Origin of the sequence: Halopseudomonas sp. (genome assembly GCF_047631575.1) — a bacterium.
In the GTDB taxonomy this organism is placed as follows: domain Bacteria; phylum Pseudomonadota; class Gammaproteobacteria; order Pseudomonadales; family Pseudomonadaceae; genus Halopseudomonas.
On the sequence record NZ_JBLIAB010000001.1, the window covers coordinates 92,300 to 111,293 of the forward strand.

The 18,994-nt window shown below is 56.0% G+C and carries 20 protein-coding genes; 8 read left to right on the forward strand and 12 right to left on the reverse strand.

Translation table 11 applies throughout. The features are described from left to right. Nucleotides 1–16 precede the first annotated feature (16 nt). Nucleotides 17–1,075, forward strand: coding sequence for a saccharopine dehydrogenase family protein (locus tag ACJAXR_RS00445; protein WP_415056285.1), 1,059 nt, complete (start codon nucleotides 17–19; stop codon nucleotides 1,073–1,075). Here ACJAXR_RS00445 and ACJAXR_RS00450 read toward each other — a convergent pair. Next, nucleotides 1,046–1,948 carry a LysR family transcriptional regulator ArgP gene (locus ACJAXR_RS00450; protein ID WP_415056286.1) on the reverse strand — a complete coding sequence of 301 codons (903 nt, stop codon included), beginning with the start codon at nucleotides 1,946–1,948 and terminating at the stop codon, nucleotides 1,046–1,048. The genes ACJAXR_RS00445 and ACJAXR_RS00450 overlap by 30 nt on opposite strands. A gap of 87 nt (nucleotides 1,949–2,035) precedes the next feature. Between ACJAXR_RS00450 and ACJAXR_RS00455 the strand changes: the two genes are divergently transcribed. The 3 genes from ACJAXR_RS00455 to ACJAXR_RS00465 all read left to right on the forward strand — a co-directional run bounded on the left by ACJAXR_RS00455 (nucleotide 2,036) and on the right by ACJAXR_RS00465 (nucleotide 5,707). Beyond that, nucleotides 2,036–2,638: a LysE/ArgO family amino acid transporter gene (locus ACJAXR_RS00455; protein WP_415056287.1), complete on the forward strand. Its 603-nt coding sequence runs from the start codon at nucleotides 2,036–2,038 to the stop codon at nucleotides 2,636–2,638. Between the two features lie 220 nt (nucleotides 2,639–2,858). Beyond that, on the forward strand, nucleotides 2,859–3,440 hold the full coding sequence (gene sodB / locus ACJAXR_RS00460; RefSeq protein WP_415056288.1) for a superoxide dismutase [Fe]: 582 nt from the start codon (nucleotides 2,859–2,861) through the stop codon (nucleotides 3,438–3,440). A gap of 200 nt (nucleotides 3,441–3,640) precedes the next feature. Continuing rightward, nucleotides 3,641–5,707, forward strand: a complete 2,067-nt coding sequence (locus tag ACJAXR_RS00465) for a putative bifunctional diguanylate cyclase/phosphodiesterase (protein WP_415056289.1) — start codon at nucleotides 3,641–3,643, stop codon at nucleotides 5,705–5,707. Between the two features lie 11 nt (nucleotides 5,708–5,718). Here ACJAXR_RS00465 and ACJAXR_RS00470 read toward each other — a convergent pair whose 3' ends face one another. The 11 genes from ACJAXR_RS00470 to ACJAXR_RS00520 all read right to left on the reverse strand — a co-directional run bounded on the left by ACJAXR_RS00470 (nucleotide 5,719) and on the right by ACJAXR_RS00520 (nucleotide 15,354). Then, complete coding sequence (locus ACJAXR_RS00470) at nucleotides 5,719–6,645, reverse strand: GIDE domain-containing protein (protein WP_415056290.1); 927 nt, start codon at nucleotides 6,643–6,645, stop codon at nucleotides 5,719–5,721. After that, complete coding sequence (locus ACJAXR_RS00475; protein ID WP_415056291.1) at nucleotides 6,642–7,223, reverse strand: LemA family protein; 582 nt, start codon at nucleotides 7,221–7,223, stop codon at nucleotides 6,642–6,644. The genes ACJAXR_RS00470 and ACJAXR_RS00475 overlap by 4 nt, the downstream gene beginning before the upstream one ends. Before the next feature lie 194 nt (nucleotides 7,224–7,417). Continuing rightward, complete coding sequence (rpoS, locus tag ACJAXR_RS00480) at nucleotides 7,418–8,404, reverse strand: RNA polymerase sigma factor RpoS (RefSeq protein ID WP_415056292.1); 987 nt, start codon at nucleotides 8,402–8,404, stop codon at nucleotides 7,418–7,420. Nucleotides 8,405–8,526: 122 nt separating this feature from the next. Further along, nucleotides 8,527–9,348 (reverse strand): peptidoglycan DD-metalloendopeptidase family protein, encoded by an 822-nt coding sequence (locus tag ACJAXR_RS00485; RefSeq protein ID WP_415056293.1) that lies wholly within the window; start codon nucleotides 9,346–9,348, stop codon nucleotides 8,527–8,529. Nucleotides 9,349–9,397: 49 nt separating this feature from the next. Next, nucleotides 9,398–10,279 (reverse strand): DUF368 domain-containing protein, encoded by an 882-nt coding sequence (locus ACJAXR_RS00490; RefSeq protein ID WP_415056294.1) that lies wholly within the window; start codon nucleotides 10,277–10,279, stop codon nucleotides 9,398–9,400. A gap of 53 nt (nucleotides 10,280–10,332) precedes the next feature. Next, nucleotides 10,333–11,007 (reverse strand): protein-L-isoaspartate(D-aspartate) O-methyltransferase, encoded by a 675-nt coding sequence (locus ACJAXR_RS00495; RefSeq protein ID WP_415056295.1) that lies wholly within the window; start codon nucleotides 11,005–11,007, stop codon nucleotides 10,333–10,335. Continuing rightward, the gene (surE, locus tag ACJAXR_RS00500; protein ID WP_415056296.1) at nucleotides 11,008–11,757 is read right to left on the reverse strand and encodes a 5'/3'-nucleotidase SurE; all 750 of its coding nucleotides are present in this window, start codon (nucleotides 11,755–11,757) and stop codon (nucleotides 11,008–11,010) included. Continuing rightward, on the reverse strand, nucleotides 11,757–12,833 hold the full coding sequence (gene truD / locus ACJAXR_RS00505) for a tRNA pseudouridine(13) synthase TruD (protein WP_415056297.1): 1,077 nt from the start codon (nucleotides 12,831–12,833) through the stop codon (nucleotides 11,757–11,759). The genes surE and truD overlap by 1 nt, the downstream gene beginning before the upstream one ends. Beyond that, entirely contained in the window at nucleotides 12,830–13,303 is a 474-nt protein-coding gene (gene ispF, locus ACJAXR_RS00510) for a 2-C-methyl-D-erythritol 2,4-cyclodiphosphate synthase (RefSeq protein WP_415056298.1), read from the reverse strand. Before ispF ends, truD begins: the two co-directional genes overlap by 4 nt. A gap of 61 nt (nucleotides 13,304–13,364) precedes the next feature. Continuing rightward, complete coding sequence (gene fghA / locus ACJAXR_RS00515) at nucleotides 13,365–14,216, reverse strand: S-formylglutathione hydrolase (protein WP_415056299.1); 852 nt, start codon at nucleotides 14,214–14,216, stop codon at nucleotides 13,365–13,367. A gap of 25 nt (nucleotides 14,217–14,241) precedes the next feature. After that, nucleotides 14,242–15,354 carry an S-(hydroxymethyl)glutathione dehydrogenase/class III alcohol dehydrogenase gene (locus tag ACJAXR_RS00520; RefSeq protein ID WP_415056300.1) on the reverse strand — a complete coding sequence of 371 codons (1,113 nt, stop codon included), beginning with the start codon at nucleotides 15,352–15,354 and terminating at the stop codon, nucleotides 14,242–14,244. Nucleotides 15,355–15,467: 113 nt separating this feature from the next. Here ACJAXR_RS00520 and ACJAXR_RS00525 point away from each other — a divergent pair, with 113 nt between their 5' ends. The 4 genes from ACJAXR_RS00525 to ACJAXR_RS00540 all read left to right on the forward strand — a co-directional run bounded on the left by ACJAXR_RS00525 (nucleotide 15,468) and on the right by ACJAXR_RS00540 (nucleotide 18,992). Beyond that, nucleotides 15,468–16,373 carry a LysR substrate-binding domain-containing protein gene (locus ACJAXR_RS00525; protein WP_415056301.1) on the forward strand — a complete coding sequence of 302 codons (906 nt, stop codon included), beginning with the start codon at nucleotides 15,468–15,470 and terminating at the stop codon, nucleotides 16,371–16,373. Nucleotides 16,374–16,484: 111 nt separating this feature from the next. Then, nucleotides 16,485–17,165 (forward strand): VOC family protein, encoded by a 681-nt coding sequence (locus tag ACJAXR_RS00530; RefSeq protein ID WP_415056302.1) that lies wholly within the window; start codon nucleotides 16,485–16,487, stop codon nucleotides 17,163–17,165. A 247-nt stretch (nucleotides 17,166–17,412) separates the two neighbouring features. Continuing rightward, nucleotides 17,413–17,691, forward strand: coding sequence for a hypothetical protein (locus ACJAXR_RS00535; RefSeq protein ID WP_415056303.1), 279 nt, complete (start codon nucleotides 17,413–17,415; stop codon nucleotides 17,689–17,691). Nucleotides 17,692–17,783: 92 nt separating this feature from the next. Further along, complete coding sequence (locus ACJAXR_RS00540; RefSeq protein ID WP_415056304.1) at nucleotides 17,784–18,992, forward strand: efflux RND transporter periplasmic adaptor subunit; 1,209 nt, start codon at nucleotides 17,784–17,786, stop codon at nucleotides 18,990–18,992. Nucleotides 18,993–18,994: the final 2 nt, after the last annotated feature.

The window sequence follows — 18,994 nt, forward strand, 5'->3', positions numbered from 1 at the left end:
CATACAGGAATTGACTATGCAGCAATGGATGATTTATGGCGCAAACGGTTACACCGGACAGCTGATAGCGCACGAGGCAAAAGCCCAGGGACTTACGCCGATACTCGCCGGACGTAATCGTGAGGCGATCGCGGCCCTCGCAAGCGAACTGGGTTTTGAACATCGGATTTTCGATCTACGTGACGAAGCAGCCACCCGTGACGGGCTGGAGGGTATCCGCGCTGTAGCGCATTGCGCCGGGCCCTTCTCAGCCACCAGCCAACCGATGATCAATGCCTGTATGGTCACCCATTGCCACTATCTGGATATTACTGGAGAGATAGACGTATTTGTTGCGGCGCAAAAGCGTCACCATGATGCTGTCGCTGCCAATATCGTCATCTGTCCAGGCGTTGGCTTTGACGTCATTCCTACTGATTGCATAGCCGCGACTCTTAAGTCCGAACTGCCGGATGCGGATCATTTGGCTCTGGGTTTCGATAGCCGCAGTGGATTCTCTCCCGGCACCGCAAAGACCTCGGTAGAAAGCTTGAAGATGGGCGGCAAAGTACGCGAAAAAGACAAGATTCGCACCGTCCCGCTGGCCTTTCAGAGCCGAGATATTGATTTCGGCAATGGTAGCAAGTTTGCCGTCACCATTCCCTGGGGTGACATCGCTACAGCCTGGTATACCACCGGTATAGACAACATAGCGGTATTCATCCCCATGGCGCCGAGCGCAGCCGCGCGACTGCGCAAGCTGGATGCTATCCGTCCGCTGCTGGCCCTAGCGCCGGTGCAAGCCTTGCTCAAGCGTATCGCCGGCAAACGTGTCAAAGGTCCCGACAGCGAGCAACGTGAAAAAGCGCGGACGTACGTGTGGGGCGAAGCGCAAAACCGGGCAGGCAAGAAAGTGACAGCGCGGATCGAAACGGCCAATGGCTACGACGTCACAGTTCACGGGGTATTGATGGCGGTCAAACATGTGCTGGAGGCGGAAAACGCCCCAGGCTATTTCACACCGTCCAGGCTGATGGGTGCCCAATGCGTTGAAAGGCTGCCCGGGTCAGGTGCAATGACCATCAGTCAGCAATAACGATCCCTCACGGGCAAGGCACCCCGTCAATGCCTCGAGCAACCGCCCACCGTGGCGCCAGTAGTGCCAATAAAGCGGCACGTCCACGGATTGGCCCGGGACGATTTCCCTCAGTTCGCCGCTACGCAATTGAGGCCGGATCTGCAGCTCCGGCACCATGCCCCAACCCATCCCGGCAGACAGCATGCGGACAAACCCTTCCGATGAGGGGCATAAATGGTGGCGGAACTCTCCGGAGTAACCGCAATCACGCAAAAAGCGATGCTGCAGTTGGTCGTCCGGGCCAAAAACCACCGCAGGCAGATGCTCCCAAGGCATACGACCTCCTCTGTTCCGGTTAGCCGCATCCACCAGCAGATGCGGACTCGCTACCGCCACGTAACGCATACTGCCCAGCAGCAGCGCGCGAGCACCGGCAACCGGTTCCGCAACAGCGCATACGCAACCGGCTACATCACCGGAGCGCATGCGCCGCAAAACTACGTCCTGGTCTTCAGTCAGGAGGTCCATCAGCACGTCCTCCTGCGTGCAAAATGCAGTCACAGCTGGGGCCCACCAGGTGGCGAGGCTGTCTGCGTTGAGTGCTATACGTAATCGTGTTGGTCCATTGTCCCCTCCGACCATCGGCAGATCCTGCTGGAGGTCGCGCTCCAGCAACCTGACCTGTTGCGCGTGATTGAGCAACCGCTGACCGGCCGGGGTAGCAGTGGGTGGCGAATTGCGCAACAGAACGGGGGCGCCAACTCGGCTTTCGAGGAGTTTCACCCGCTGGGACACTGCTGACTGTGATAAGCCCAATATCATTGCCGCCCGATCAAAACCCCCTTGCTCCACGACGGCCGCAAGCGCCATAAGCAATTTATAATCTAGCATTAGTCTTCCTTATATAAGATTAGTAATACTTGTTTTTCTTATATCAAGCGGCGCTCCACAATGCATTTTCATTTTTGGAGCGCGCCCATGCTATTTATTGAAGGTTATCTGAACGGACTGTTTATTAGCGCGGGGCTGATCATTGCCATTGGCGCCCAGAACGCATTCATACTGGGCCAAAGCCTCAAACGTGAGCACCACTTCAGTGCCGCGCTGGTATGCATGGCGTGTGACGCGGTCCTGATTGTCGGAGGCATCTTTGGCCTGGCAGTGCTCCTCGAAGATTCGCCGCTTGGCATGCAAGTGGCGCGCTGGGGCGGTGTCGCTTTCCTGGTCGGGTACGCCTGCCTCGCCTTGCGACGGGCAATTACGCCCCACGTATTACAAGCATCGACACAACCAGCACGCTCTCGCAGGTCGGTCCTGTTGACTACCCTTGCTGTGACTTTGCTCAATCCCCACGTCTATATCGATACGGTCGTATTAATTGGTGCCATCGGTGCGCAACAGGAGTTTCCTCCCATATTTGCCATCGGAGCTGTCAGCGCTTCGGTGCTCTGGTTCTTCAGTCTGGCCCTGGCAGGTTCCCGGCTCGCCCCCTGGCTCGCCAGGCCTACCACTTGGCGGATCATCGACGGCGTAGTCGCAATCATGATGCTGGGTGTTGCCTGGGGTCTTGCCAGCCCCTGAATAGAGGGTTCAATAGGCGATACCCACACGGACGGTGCGTGGATGCCACGGTTTTCAGATGCTATAGTAAATTATCCGTACTGTTAACAGACGGGCAACGTCCGAGTACAAGAGACGTCATCAGGCTTGCTACGATCCGTCAGCCTGCCAGCAAGACACTGGATTCGTATTCTAGGGACTTCTTTTTCCGTACCTTGATACCTGTAAATGGAGATAAATCATGGCTTTTGAATTACCAGCACTGCCCTATGAGAAAACCGCGCTTGAGCCGCACATTTCTGCTGAAACGCTCGAATTTCACTACGGCAAACACCACAATACCTACGTCGGCAAGCTGAATGATCTGGTCAAGGGCACCGACTTTGCTGGAAAGGATCTGGAAGAGATCATCAAGACATCCAGTGGCGGTGTATTTAACAACGCTGCCCAGGTATGGAACCATACCTTTTATTGGGAATGCTTGAGCCCCAAGGGCGGCGGCGAACCTACCGGCGAACTGGCCGAGGCCATCAACAAGTCTTTCGGCTCCGTTGAAAAGTTCAAGGAAGAGTTTACCAACACCGCAATCGGCACCTTCGGTTCCGGTTGGGCTTGGTTGGTAAAAAAAGCTGACGGCTCTCTGGGTCTGGCGAGCACCATCGGTGCCGGCAATCCTATCACCTCAGGTGACAAGCCACTGCTGACATGTGACGTCTGGGAGCATGCCTACTACATCGATTATCGCAACGCGCGTCCGAAGTACGTAGAAGCATTCTGGAAGCTGGTCAATTGGGACTTCGTAGCAAAAAATTTCGCGTCTTAAATTAATTGCCGCTGCATCCTCACACCCCGCATTCTGCGGGGTGTTTCTGCTACCAAAAAATGGCGCCGACCCTTTGACGCACCTATTCTCAATAGCGATACTGGCTCTTGAAAAGGGCTGCAATAGACGGTTATAAGTACTTTCAGCGCTCTATTAGCCATTGTGTTTATCGTTCAACCATCAAGTCTGGAATACATTAGTTGAAACTGGAGCGTCGACACAGCCTTTCGATAAAGCTTTTGCGCCTCGTACTTCTGTGGGCGTTGCTGGTCGGCCTGGTATTGAGTTTCGCCCAGATTCTCTATGATCTGGAAAAAGAACGCAGCCTCATCGATTCCACCGCCAAACAGATTCTTGCCATGTCACGTGATCCGGCAACACAGGCTGTCTATAGCCTGGACCGGGAAATGGCATTGCAGGTAGTTGAGGGTTTATTCGAGCATGACGCCGTGCGTTTCGCCTCGATAGGTCACCCTGACGAAACCGCTTTGGCCAGCCGAGAGCGTCCACTGATCGATTACGCCTATCGGCCATTGACCGACTGGCTGTTCGGCACCGATCAGCGCTACAGCATCGAGCTGAACGGCCGAAACCCCCACAACGAGTACTATGGCGATCTTCGTCTTACACTCGACTCAGCCCCTTACGGACAGGAATTCATTAACCGGTCACTGATTATTCTAGTCTCCGGTATGCTGCGCGCACTGGCGATGGCACTGGTACTTTTTTTGATCTACCACATTCTGCTGACACGGCCGCTGGCGCGCATTATTGGCTATATTTCCGACATCAACCCCGACCAGCCAGGCAGGATGCATATCCCCATGCTGCCGGGGCAGGAAAAGAACGAGCTGGGTATCTGGATTCTCAAGGCGAACGAGCTGCTCGACTCAATCGAACGCAATACACACCAGCGCCGTGAAGCCGAAGCCAATCTGCTGCATATGTCGCAACACGACATCCTGACAGGCCTGCCCAATCGCAGCATGCTCCAGGAACAGCTCAGCCGCATCCTCGCCGACGCGGGTCGTCGTCAACGGGGAGTCGCCATCCTCTGCTGCGGCCTAGACGACTTCAAAGAGGTCAATGAACAATTCAGTTACCATTCAGGGGATAGCCTGCTGATCGCTGTAGCAGACCGACTACGCGCCAATAGCGGTCGACTGGGCAGCATAGCGCGCCTGGGCGGCGATCAATTCGCGCTGATCCAGACCGGTATCAACGAGCCCTATGAAGCTGCCGAGTTGGCACAGTCCATTCTCGACGATCTGGCGCAGCCATTGCAGCTTGGCGAGCACAGCATCAGCCTGCGCGCTACCATCGGCATCACCCTGTTCCCCGACGATGGCGATGATGCGGAAAAACTACTGCAGAAAGCCGAACAGACCATGATGCTGGCCAAGGCCCGCTCACGTAATCGCTACCAGTTCTATATCGCCAGCCTCGACAGCGAGATGCGGGTGCGTCGCGAACTGGACAAGGATCTACGTGGAGCTCTTCAACGCAACGAGTTCTATCTGGTATACCAGCCGCAGATCAGTTACCACACCCACGAGGTTGTCGGTGTCGAAGCCTTGTTACGCTGGCAACATCCTGAACGCGGCCTGGTACCGCCGGATCTGTTCATCCCGCTGGCAGAACAGAATGGTTGTATCAACGATATTGGAGAGTGGGTACTGGATCAATCCTGCCGTCAACTGCGTGAATGGCATGATAGTGGCTTAGAGCAACTGCGCATGGCGGTCAATCTGTCCACGGTGCAATTGCACCATGGCGGCATTGCCAAACTTGTCACCAACCTCATGCAACGCTATCACTTGCCTGCCTACAGTCTCGAGCTTGAAGTAACCGAAACCGGTCTTATGGAAGATATTTCCGCGGCGGCAGGTCATCTCAATAGCTTGAAAAAGGCGGGCGTGCTGATCGCAATCGATGATTTTGGTACCGGATATTCGTCGCTCAGTTACCTGCGCGGCCTACCACTGGACAAGATCAAGATCGACAAGAGCTTTGTTCTCGACGTACTGGACGATGAAGACGACGCCACCATCGTTCGCGCCATCATCCAGCTAGGACGCAGCCTAAACATGCAGGTGATCGCCGAGGGCGTAGAGAACGCCGCGCAGGAAGCCTACATCGTTTCACTTGGCTGCAACGAAGGTCAGGGGTATTACTACAGCAAGCCATTGACGGCGAGCGCCTTCCACAAATGGCAGTCCAGTTACTCCGCCAGTGATACTCGCAAACGAACTTCTAAGATCAGCTGAAGGGACCTCTTTCAGCCGGCCAAGGCGAGCCATAACCAGCCCGTCACAACCCCCGCGACGATCAGCCCGAACAGACTCCAGCCTGACTGCCGACGCAGCTTGCTGCTCAAGCCGTCCTGATGATGGCTGGACAGAATAAATGGCAGACCTCGATGGGGCGCTTTTCCCAGTCCATGGACCGCCGGTGCCGAGGCTTGGGCTGATACCTGTCGTCCTGCTTCCTGGTCTGCGGCATGGCGCACCTTGTCCCACTCATCCATGTCCAGCTTGCCATCCTGGTTACTATCGAAACGTGCCAGCAAGTCAGCATAATCCGCTTTCCACTGGCCAATCACCTGGCGGGCAACAGCTTGCTGATCTGATACGTCTCGACCACCACCATGGCTCTGGAACCAGCCTAAAGCATAGAGCAGCTGGTTTTCTTCCAGCCACTCCTCGGTATATCGGTATCGTTTGCCTATGAGACCCGCCAGGATACCCGTACGCAAAGCGTGTCCGGCAGGCCAGCGACGATGACCCTCCCAGCGGCGAACCTGGCTCGGATACACTTCAGCGCCTTCAGGTGCAATCCAACAGGTACCGGTCTTGTCACGCAGCATAAACGGGCGTTCTGAAACGCCCTGCTCCACCACGTGCCACCGGCTGTACTTGCCGCTGCGGCGGTATTCCTCAACTCGAAACCGATACCAGAGACAATCGATTTCTGCTAACGGCGAGATCAACGGTGTGTGTCCAACCGCGTCCAGCAGCCCTTGCAATTCAACCAGACCCTGAGCCGCCGAACGGATCCGTGAGGTCGGCGTATCTTCAATCCACCGCGCCCGGCGCAGGCGTGTGAGCATCCGGTAAAGGAAAGCAAGGGTAACACCGGTGATCATCGCCAGCACCAGCAAGTAGTAGCCCATAGAAAGGACTAGTACCCCGTGCACATCAATCATGAAAACAACATGCGCATATCGACGTCAGCCATATCAGCTTCGGCAAACTGAAGCAGATCCGACCGACTAAAGCTGAATATCCGGGCGATCAGCACATCAGGAAACTGCTCGATGCGCACATTATTGATATTCACTGCTTCGTTATACAACTCGCGACGATCGGCGATACCGCTTTCCAAACCGCTAATACGGGTCTGTAAATACACGAAGGATTCGCTGGCTTTAAGATCCGGATAGTTTTCCGCCAGTGCAAACAACTGACCGAGACCAGACCGCAGAGCAGTTTCAGCACGGCCAAGCCCGTTTACGTCAGATTGCTCCCGAGCCTGGGCCACGGCATTACGAGCTTGCACCACCTGCTCCAGCGTTTGCTGCTCGTGCTGCATATATCGACGACAGGTCTCTACCAGCTTTGGCAACTCGTCGTGACGCTGACGCATCATCACATCGATGTTCGACCATGCCTTGCTGACAGCGTGTTTGATACTGACTAGCTGGTTATACAACAACGCTGCATACAACAGGGTAACGATAGCAACAGCGATTATCGCCAGGGTGAGCGGGCTGGTCAGATCCATCAGTATTCCTCCATATCCTGGGCGTTGACGCCCAGACTTGTTATAACCCAACCGGGCAAATGATCGATACCCTCTCTACTGCATAGAGCATATTCAATAGAGCTCTGTCAGCAGATGAGTTTTATCGGCAATAAAAAACCCGAGCACATGACCCGGGTTTGATGGAACTGATCAGCATCAGCCCAAGTAGCTATTCATTGAAAGATCGATTCTCCGCTTAGTCCATGCTGCTCGAGAATCTCCCGCAAACGCTTGAGTGCTTCCACCTGGATCTGCCGCACACGCTCGCGGGTCAAACCAATTTCCCGGCCTACCTCTTCCAGCGTACTGCTCTCGTGGCCACGCAACCCAAAGCGCCGGGTAACGACTTCACGCTGTTTCTCACTCAACTCCGAGAGCCAGCGATCAATACTGGTATTCAAATCATCGTCCTGCAGAAGATCGCAAGGGTCTGTTGCATTATCGTCGGTCAAGGTGTCGAGCAACGTCTTGTCCGAGTCGGGCCCGAATGACATATCGATGGACGCCACCCGTTCGTTGAGTCCGAGCATCCGTTTGACGTCCTCGACCGGCTTGTCGAGCAACTCCGATATTTCTTCCGGCGACGGCTCATGATCAAGCTTCCGGGTCAGCTCCCGCGCCGCTCGAAGATAGACATTAAGTTCCTTTACCACATGGATCGGCAGGCGAATGGTACGAGTCTGATTCATGATGGCCCGTTCGATGGCTTGCCTTATCCACCAAGTAGCGTAAGTCGAAAAACGAAATCCACGCTCAGGATCAAATTTCTCCACTGCCCTGATCAGACCCAGATTGCCTTCCTCGATCAGATCAAGCAGCGTCAGCCCCCGGTTAACATATCGTCGGGCAATTTTTACTACCAGCCGAAGATTACTCTCGATCATCCGCTTGCGGCCCGCAGGATCACCTTTTTGCGCAAGGCGCGCGAAATGGACTTCTTCTTCGGGGGTAAGCAACGGCGAAAAACCGATTTCATTCAAATAGAGCTGGGTAGCATCGAGCTGCTTGGTAAATTCGAAGGCATTCTCTCGCTTGTGAGTGCGCGGGGTAACAGGAGCGCGGCTGATGGCAGGCTGGTCCGCCGTGCTTGCCGTATTTTCGAGCGTCGCGACATCCTCGTCGAGAGTCTGGTCGCCATCCTTATTATTATTTAACGCCATACTTACATGCCCCATTTCGGTTCGAATCACCTGCGGTGGGCGCGTAGCCACTAGTGCATTACGCCTCTAATAGTATCCGACAAGCAATTCGATCTAATGTTCTACTGCTCTCACCGCTCAATTCACAATTTGGGTAAATAGGTCAGCGGATCAACAGGTTGCCCTTTACGCCGTATTTCAAAATGCAGTTTGACCCGGTCCGTGCCCGTACTGCCCATCTCAGCGATATTCTGCCCCAACTTTACCCGCTCACCTTCTTTTACCAAGAGTCGGCTGTTATGGGCATAGGCGCTGAGATAGGTCTCATCGTGTTTGATGATTATCATTTCGCCATAACCAAGCAGACCACGGCCTGCGTACACTACCGCTCCTTCGGCAGCCGCTTTAATAGGCTGCCCCTGTTGCCCGGCAATATCAATCCCTTTATTCAAACTGCCGTTCGACTGAAAGCGCGAAATCAATGGCCCTTGTACCGGCCAATTCCAGCCCGACACACTGGCCGGCAAATTAACCTGGGGCGCGATTGGCGCGGGTGATGCTCGCGGTGGCGAAGGAGTCTGCCTGGAAATAGATGGCTCAGTCGTTCTAGGGGCACTCGATACTGTAGGGCGGGACGCAGCCGCAGGCGGCGTGCTGGCTCGGAAAGTACCGCGCGGTCGCAGACTGATTTGTTGGCCGGGGTAAATGGTATAGGGTTCGCGGAGATTATTTGCCTGGGCTAGTGTTTTCCAGTCCCAACCGTAACGGAAAGCAATCTGATACAAGGTTTCGCCGCGCTGAACGCGGTGCATGCCCGACGTAACCGATTGCACCTGTTTGCCGCCGCGACCACGGTCGTCGATGGGCACCACGCCCGTTGGTCCGGCACAGGCGGTCAGGAGTAGCGCGAGCAGCAGCAAACCCAGTTGTTTTAATCCGAGCACAGCAGATCTCACGTCAGACACATACGGCCCCTGGCCTGTTTGAATAACGGATGTAGTGCGTGACCTATCATCAATTTGACCGGCGCCCCAACCACTCCAATGCCAATACTAATACCACGGCGAACAACATCAATGCCAATCCGGCCTGCCAATACGACGGCGTACCAACAATAGATTCGTATTGGCTCGGCCAGAGGTTTGTTTGCTGGAGGGGCACAGACTCTCCGTGACTATTCTCTCTCCAGGTAGTAGTAAGCTTCCACGGCCAAACCATATTCAGCGACCCAATCAGCAAACCCGTCAAAAATGCCAGAGTGATATGTCGTACGTGACTCAGCAGCCAACCGAGAAGTCTTGAAAAGCTCAGAAGACCCGCTATACAGCCAAGCGCGAAAATGCCCAGCAACGCCACATCAAAGTTTTTCACAGCGCCAAGCACGGTGGTGTACAAACCAAGCAGCAAAAGAATGAAACTGCCGGAGATGCCCGGCAGAATCATTGCGCATATCGCGATAGAGCCTGCCAGAAACACCATGATCGGCGTGGCAGGCCATTGCAAAGGTGCAGCGACCGTTATCAGATAGGCAAATACAGCGCCGCCGATCAATGCCGCAATACTACTGGCGTTCCATCGTCCAATCTGTTGGCCAACCAGCCAAATGGAGACGACAATCAGGCCAAAGAAAAAGGACCAGATCATTTCCGCCCTGGCCTCCAGCAGATAACTGATCAGCCTCGCCAGACTAGCGATACTGGTCAGTATCCCTGACAACAGGACCAGCAGAAAGGTGCCATCAATTGAGGTCCAGGTCTCGCGCCAGCGACCCTGACATAACCAGACCAGCTTGTTTGGCGTGCACGCCGAGATGGCTGCCAGCAGCCGATCATAGATCCCGCTGATAAAAGCGATAGTGCCGCCGGAAACCCCAGGCACAACATCAGCGGCGCCCATGGCCAAGCCTTTGCAAAATAGGATACATAGGGAAGAGACGCTGTCCGGCTTACTCAAGATCGTATGGCTCCTGCCAATAAGGGTACAAAATTCACCGGTTCTACCTGCTGACGGATGAACTTGCTCCCCTCACGAATGACCAGGGTGAGATATTGTTCATGCTGTCCTACCGGTATCACCATCCGTCCGCCATCCGCCAACTGATTGAGCAGCTCGACTGGCACCTCGGCTGGCGCTGCAGTGACCAGGATCGCATCGTAGGGGCCATACTGAGGCCAGCCCCAGTTACCGTCTGAATGGCGAAACACCACATTGCGTACATTAATTGCTTTGAGCGCTTCCTTGGCTCTCTCCTGCAGTGGATAGATACGTTCAACGGTAAATACCCGCTCTACGACCTGAGCCAAGACTGCCGTCTGATAGCCTGAGCCTGTACCAATCTCAAGCACCTTGTCCAATGGACCGCCACCGAGCAGTAATTCGGTCATCCGGGCCACTATGTAAGGCTGTGACAAGGTCTGATTGTGACCAATGGGCAGGGCAGTATCTTCATAGGCCCGGTGCGACAACGCCTCATCAACAAAGAGGTGTCGCGGCGTTCGACGCATTGTTTCCAGTACATGCAGATTACGAATGCCTTCCTCGAAAAGGCGCTCCAGTAGACGCTCTCGCGTTCGCTGTGAGGTCATGCCGATGCCGTGACGGTTCAGATCTTCGCGCACTGCCATTCAATCCAACCCCCGGAGCCATTGACCAAGATGGTCAAATACCTCGAAGTGAGTCTTGTCCACGCGCAGCGGCGTCACCGATACATACCCTTGCATGACCGCATGAAAATCCGTTCCTTCTCCGCCGTCTTCAGCGTCGCCAGCTACTGAAATCCAGTAACCCTCCTTGCCCCGCGGGTCAACCCAGCGGACTGGCTTGGCCGCACGCGAGCGATGGCCCAGCCGGGTAAGGCGAATACCCTTGATCTGGTCCAGGGGCATATTGGGGATATTGATATTCAGGATGGTTCTGGGTGGCAAGTCCAGCCGATCATGGGTTTCGACCATGCGTCTGGCGATACTCGCCGCAGTCGCCATATTATCCCCTTGGCGACCCACCAGGGAAAAGGCCATCGCCGTGCGTGACAAGAAACGACCTTCTAAAGCAGCAGCGACGGTACCGGAATATAATACGTCGTCGCCCAGGTTGGCGCCGTGATTGATACCCGCCACCACCATATCGATAGCGTTTTCGTACAAGGCATTGATTCCTAGGTGGACGCAATCAGTAGGCGTGCCATTAAGCCCGATAAAGCCGTTTTCCAGGGTGAACGGCCGCAACGGCCGATCCAGAGTCAATGAGCTACCCGCACCACTGCGATCTTCATGGGGAGCCACGACCACGCATTCGGCGTAATCAGTAAGCGCGCCATGCAGGGCCTTCACGCCCGGAGCCAGCACGCCATCGTCGTTGGCAATCAATATACGCATCAGATTTCGCTTTCCAGTCCGCCGCCCGGCTCGTCATCGAGGATGACGAGCTCACGTAATACCGCTGTTGCAAAACAACCGGTCGGCAAGGTGAATTCAATTTCCAGAATATCCGCTGACGGATAATGCCACGCCAGCGTCCCTATGGGGAGGCGCAAGATACGCCGAGCCTGCTCCAGCCCCGCCCCTTCAAGCCAGAGAGCCAGCGTTGGTTCGCTCTCGATCACTGCCTGTTCCATGTGAGCAACCTCGCCATTCACGGCGAGTTCACCCAGGCCCCACAAAGGCCCGGTAGGGTGCACGTCCATTGCGTCTAGGCGTGGATCGTTGACTGCCAGCCGCTCGGCAGCAAACTGGCTGCGACTGCCGGTAAAGGCCATGCAGTCGCCCGGCAGTACCTGATTCCAGTTGGAATCTGCCACTCTGGTCGCCAGAACCCGATTGAACAGCAGGCTGCGCGCGGTCGAAAGCAAGCGCGAGCGGGTACCGCGCGCCGGAGGCAAAGCTCCCCGCGACGCCCAACTCCGCGCATCGACAAGATTGGATCCACCGCGACCAAAACGCTGGGGGCCAAAATAGTTCGGCACTCCCTGGCTAGCTATCTGCCGCAGCCGTGCTTCCAACTTTGGGCGATCCGCTTGCAAATGATTAAGCTTGATAACAAATCGGTTGGCACTGTGCGCTCCGCGCTGGAGTTTGCGGCTGTGCCTGCGACTGGCAAGACACCGCAGATCAGCGTTCCACAATACGAAAAAATCTGGATCCTCGCGCCCGGGCAACTGCAAGCTGAACCATTGGCTGGTCACCGCCAACCGGTCCTTCATACCTGCATAGCTGACATCGCGCAATTTGAGCCCAGCGACCCGTGCCAGTTGTCTGGCGACTTCTTCTGTATTCAGATTGCGCTTCTCGATCAGCAGCCAGAGGTGCTCGCCTGTTCCACTCAGCTCGATATCCATCACTTCGGTTACTCGGAAGTCTTCCGGCGAAGCCTTCAGTACCGCTCGACCGCAGGGCTCACCCCAGGCCAATGGCCCTAGCAAAGCATAGTCGGCAGGCAACGTAACATCACTCACAAGGGTAACAACAAGGCAACCGCATGAACCGCAATGCCTTCCTCACGGCCGACGAATCCGAGCATCTCGGTCGTCGTCGCCTTGATATTGACCTGATCACGCTTGACTTGCAGATCGCCGGCAATAATCTCCGCCATTGCCGGAATATACGGAGCCATTTTGGGTGCCTGGGCAACAATAGTCGCGTCCATATTACCGACACGCCAACCCTTGCCCTGGACCAGAATCAGAGCATGACGCAACAACTCGCGGCTGTCGGCACCCCGAAACCGCTCATCGGTGTCGGGAAAATGCTGACCGATATCACCCAATCCGGCTGCGCCGAGCAGGGCATCAGTGAGCGCATGCAACAAAACATCGCCGTCGGAGTGCGCGATCAGACCTTGCCGGTGAGCAATACTGACTCCACCCAGAATAATGGAATCGCCTTCGCCAAAACGATGAACGTCATAACCGTGTCCGATGCGCATGTCTGCCTCCCCCCAATTTACCAGGGAGAGATCTTACAGTGTGGCGGGCAAAGCTTGAAGCTCAGGCGCGACCTAGTGCGCGGGCATGATGGCGCAAGTGATCTTCGATGAATGTCGCTATAAAGTAGTAACTGTGGTCGTACCCTGGCTGTCGGCGCAGAGTCAGAGGGTGCCCGGCAGCCGCAGCGGCCGCTTCCAGCGCGTCGGGACGCAACTGGCCAATAAATTCGTCCCCTTCCCCCTGATCTACCAGTAACGGCAAACGCTCACCCGCACCGGCAATCAGTTCACAGGTATCCCACTGCATCCATTGCACGGGATCCTTGCCCAGATAACGCCCAAGAGCCTTCTGCCCCCAGGGCACCTGACTGGGATTAGTGATCGGCGCCAGCGCTGAAACAGATTGATAACGACCGGGATTTTTCAGCGCACACACCAGGGCACCGTGCCCACCCATTGAATGACCGAAAACGCTGCGTTGATCCGACACCGGAAAGTGCGCCTCTATTAGTTTGGGCAGCTCATCCACTACATAGTCGAACATGCGGTAGTGGCGCGCCCAGGGCTCCTCCGTTGCGTTCAGATAAAATCCTGCGCCCAATCCGAAATCGTAGGCTCCATCGGGATCATCAGGCACCCCTTCTCCCCGCGGGCTGGTGTCCGGCGCAACAATGACCAGACCCAGCTCGGCGGCAATGCGCTGAGCGCCGGCTTTCTGCATAAAGTTTTCGTCCGTGCAGGTCAGCCCCGAGAGCCAGTAAACCACAGGCAATGGCTGACCCTGATCGGCCTGAGGCGGCAAATAGACCGCAAATACCATATCGCAGGACAATGCAGTGGAGCGGTGGCGGTAACGCTTGTGCCAACCGCCAAAGCTCTTGTTAGCTGATACCAGCTCGAGTGATTCGTGCATGGGTAACTCCTGTGCAATCGGCTGTTCAGAAATGGATGACCGTACGAATACTCTTGCCCTCGTGCATCAGATCGAATGCCTTGTTGATATCTTCCAGACCCATGGTATGGGTAATAAAGGTATCCAGCGGAATCTCACCACTTTGCGCTTTGGCCACATAACCCGGCAACTCGGTTCTGCCTTTAACACCACCAAACGCACTGCCGCGCCAGACTCGCCCGGTCACTAACTGGAAAGGCCGAGTGCTGATTTCCATACCCGCACCGGCAACACCAATAATCGTCGACTCACCCCAGCCCTTGTGGCAACACTCCAGCGCCGCGCGCATCAACTGCACGTTGCCCACACATTCAAAGGAATAGTCCACACCACCGTCGGTCATGTCGACAATTACTTCCTGAATTGGCTTGTCATGGTCCTTCGGATTGACAAAGTCGGTTGCGCCCAGCTCTCGGGCAATGTCGAACTTGGACGGATTGATATCAATGACGATAATGCGGCTGGCCTTTGCCATGGTGGCGCCGATGATCGCCGCCAGACCGATCCCACCCAGACCGAAGATAGCCACGGTCGCACCCTCTTCCACCTTGGCGGTATTGAGCACTGCACCGATGCCAGTCGTCACACCACAGCCCAGCAGGCAAACCTTTTCCAGCGGCGCGTCCTTGGGGATCTTCGCCAGGGACACTTCTGGCAATACCGTGTATTCGGAAAAGGTCGAACAGCCCATGTAGTGGTAAATCGGCTTGCCCTGGTAGGAGAAACGCGTCGTGCCATCCGGCATCACACCCTTGCCCTGGGTGGCGCGGACGGCCTGGCATAGATTGGTCTTGCCCGATTTGCAAAATTTGCACTCACGGCACTCGGCGGTATAGAGCGGAATAACATGGTCGCCCACTTCAAGTGACGTGACGCCCTCGCCTATCGCCTCGACGATTCCACCGCCCTCGTGACCGAGAATGGCTGGAAAGATACCTTCCGGATCTTCGCCCGACAGGGTAAAGGCATCAGTGTGACAGACACCGCTGGCGACGATGCGCACTAGCACTTCGCCCTTTTGCGGCGGGGCTACATCGACTTCGACAATTTCCAGGGGCTTGCCGGCTTCGAAGGCTACGGCGGCTCGTGACTTGATCATGGCACTCTCCATTGGATAATTAAGATGCAAACAGTGTAGTAGAAACGCCATCCATGGATAATAACCCCGAAAGCAAAACATTATTGCCAACCTGGGATAATAACGGAGCCAATATGAGCGACTGGGACGGACTGGATGAATTCGTATGCGTAGCCGAGCTGGGTCACTTCAGTGGTGCGGCAAAGCAACTGGGCCTGTCCTCGTCCCATGTCAGCCGGCAAATCGCGCGGCTAGAGGACCGACTGCAGACGCGCCTGTTCTACCGCAGTACCCGCCGGGTGAGCCTGACCGAGGCCGGACAGACCTTCCTGCAGCACTGCCAGCGCCTGCAGGACGCCAGAGAGGAGGCGTTGCAAGCGATCGGTGACATGGGTGGTGAGCCCAAAGGCTTGCTACGCATGACCTGTGCCGTGGCGTACGGCGAAGACTTCATCATGCCACTGGTCAATCGTTTCATGCAGCGTTATCCGCAGTTGCGTATTCAAACCACGCTCACCAATCAGACGCTGGATCTGCTGCACGGCAGCTATGATCTGGCCATACGACTGGGACGATTACCCGATTCCAGCATGGTCGCCACCCGAATAGCACCCAGACGCATGTACCTTTGCGCTGCTCCTGCCTATCTCGATCAGCACGGTGCGCCACACAGCCTATCCGAGCTGTCGCGACACAACTGCTTGGTAGGCAGCAGCGAAACCTGGAATTTTCTGCAATCGGGACGGGAAATGACAATGCGAGTACAGGGCAACTGGCGCTGTAACAGCGGCAAAGCAGTGCTGGATGCGGCTCTCCTCGGCTTTGGCCTGTGCCAGTTGCCCGACTATTACGTTCGTGAGCACCTGCGCAGCGGCACATTGCGCTCCTTACTGCATCAGCACCAACCGCCGCATACCGCGGTGTGGGGGCTTTATCCTCAGCAACGGCATCTCTCGCCAAAAGTGCGACAGTTGGTCGAGTGGCTTAAAACAGGACTGGCCGAGCGCAGCGAATATCGTGACGAAGGATGGCTGGAGTAATCTGGCTGCACCGAATCAACCACATCAATCCCTATGGATTCCGACGATGATTGCAGGTCACTTTCCATGGCTCATGGGCTAAAGTCAGCTTTTACAACGGAGCAGCCCAGCATGTCATTTGCCAAGGAATTCTTTGATGTCGGCCTCTTTACCAATCAGGCTGATTCCATACGCGCGTTCTACAACCAGCTAGGACTGACTTTCGACCATACCCTGAAGCTCGGTGGTGGTGTGCTTCAGCACCGCTATCCCGCGGGTGGAGCCGTGCTGAAGATCAATGATGCGCGCGATCCGCTGCCTCGGCACCATGAGCCTGCCCCGCTCATCGAACTGATCATCGCGAGTACAAGCTGCTCGAGCCCTAACACCAAAGTGGATCCGGACGGCACGCGGGTAACGAGCGTACCCGCGGGGCATCAAGGCATCCAGGGACTGGCCCTGCGGCTGCGCGTAAGAAACAGTGCCATCAGCAGCGCCTTCTATACGACCGCCATCGGGATGAGCCTGGTATCACCTGGCGTTCTCTCCTGCGGCCATGGTTTGTTACTACTTGAAGACGCCCCCGAGGCCACACCGGATCAGGCGCCGTTGGCTGCCTTGGGGTTGCGCTACCTGACACTTCAGGTATTTGATTGTGATGCGGCCTACGCCAGCGCACTAAAAGCTGGCGCTACCAGTGGCCGTGCCCCAGTTACGCTTGGGGACACTGCCCGTATTGCGTTTGTGCGCGACCCTGATGGAATATGGATCGAGTTATCGGAACGCGCGTCGGTCACTGGCAAAGCAGTTTAAGTCATACGCGACGTCTAGGCAGGAGCTGTAGAAAAGGAGATCAGATTTTCTTTTTTCCGATCCCTTGTATCAACTGAATCTCCGACTCTATGTCCAATACGACAGCCCTTGGCAGTCCGGATCCCAAGAAGAGCTTAAAGGCGCAATCTTTTGCCTGCCCGCAGGGTATGAAGTCAGCGGCTGGATTCACCGCGCCCGCGATGAACTCAATTTTGTGCGCCCGCGCACCATGGATCAATGCTACGCAATGCTTCAGCTGGGACGCGCAGATGTACTTATCAGCAACCCTGATGAGATTGCCTGGACCGCACAGGGGCCCCACTTCATCCAGCGTAATATCCGTGAACTGCCCGAGCCGGTAGATGATGTCACTCTGCATCTGATCGTGCCTCGGTCGCATCCTCAAGCACAGAGATTGCTGGATGAGTTCAATGCGGGATTGCTCGAGGTGACGGACACAGGCGCCCGTAATCGACTGTTCATCGACCAACCCGACTACCTACGCGAGGCAAGGACAGGCGACTGACACCGTTCTTTACAGAGTCTTTACCTTTCTCCCGCCCGACCTGACGCAGCCGCCTGTAGACTGGCCACAGACACTCGATGCAGGAAAGGTTTATGCAGGCTGGCAAGATTCGTTTTTCCTTCGCGGTGCTTCTGGCATTGATCGCCGCACTGATTACCATCGGCGCATGTGTGTGGTTGTTCTGGCTGAGTCCGCAGAACCGCGCAACCGATTATGTAACAGCCCCGGCTGAACGCGGCGATATTGAAGACAGTATTACCGCACTGGGAACGCTGGGCCCATTGGATTACGTCGATGTCGGCACCCAGGTATCCGGCCAGTTAATGCGTCTGCACGTGGAGCTGGGAGATCGGGTCGAAGAAGGGCAGCTGCTGGCGGAGATAGATCCCACATTGTATCTGGCCCGGGTTGAGGCCAGCACTGCACAGCTGGCCAACCTGCAGGCACAGCTCGCCGACCGTGAAGCTCAGCACACCCTGGCGCGCTTGCAGGCCGAGCGCCAACAGAACCTGATCAAGCTCGACGCCACCAGCCAGGAGTCAGTGGAAAGCGCTGAAGCCACACTGCGCTCAGCAGTTGCCCAGATTGCTGCGGTAAAGGCGCAGATACGCCAGACTGAATCAACCCTGCGGGGCGATCAGGCAGACCTGGATTACACTCGCATCAGCGCCCCCATGGCCGGTACCGTTGTCCAGCAACTGGCCAACCAGGGGCAGACTCTCAACGCCAATCAAACCGCGCCGATCGTGGTGCAGATTGCTGATCTTTCGACGATGACCGTTCGTACTCAGGTATCGGAAGCTGATATCAGCAGACTAGAGGTTGGCATGCCTGCCTATTTCTCAACACTCGGCCGACCTGAGCGACGTTGGGAAGGAAACTTGCGGCAAATTCTCCCGACCCCGGAAGTGATCAACAACGTTGTCCTGTTCAATGCACTCTTCGATGTCAGCAACAGCGACGGCGATCTACTGCCACAGATGAGCGCGCAGGTATTCTTCGTACGCGAGGCCGCGGAAAATGTACTCACCATTCCGGTGGCCGCACTCAACCCGAAGAATTCAGCCGCGCGCGCCAAGACCAGCGAAACCCTAAACATGTCCCGGCCCGGGACGTCCAATCAAGTCCAGGTGCTCAATTCCAATGGCGAAGTAGAGCAGCGAGCAATTCGCATCGGCATGCGAAACCGCGTTATTGCGGAAGTACTCGAGGGTCTGGAAGAAGGCGAGCAGGTCATCACCGGTGGCCTGCCCCACAACGCTGATGGCGGCAGTAGCCGCTCATCCAGGCGGTACATGTAAGC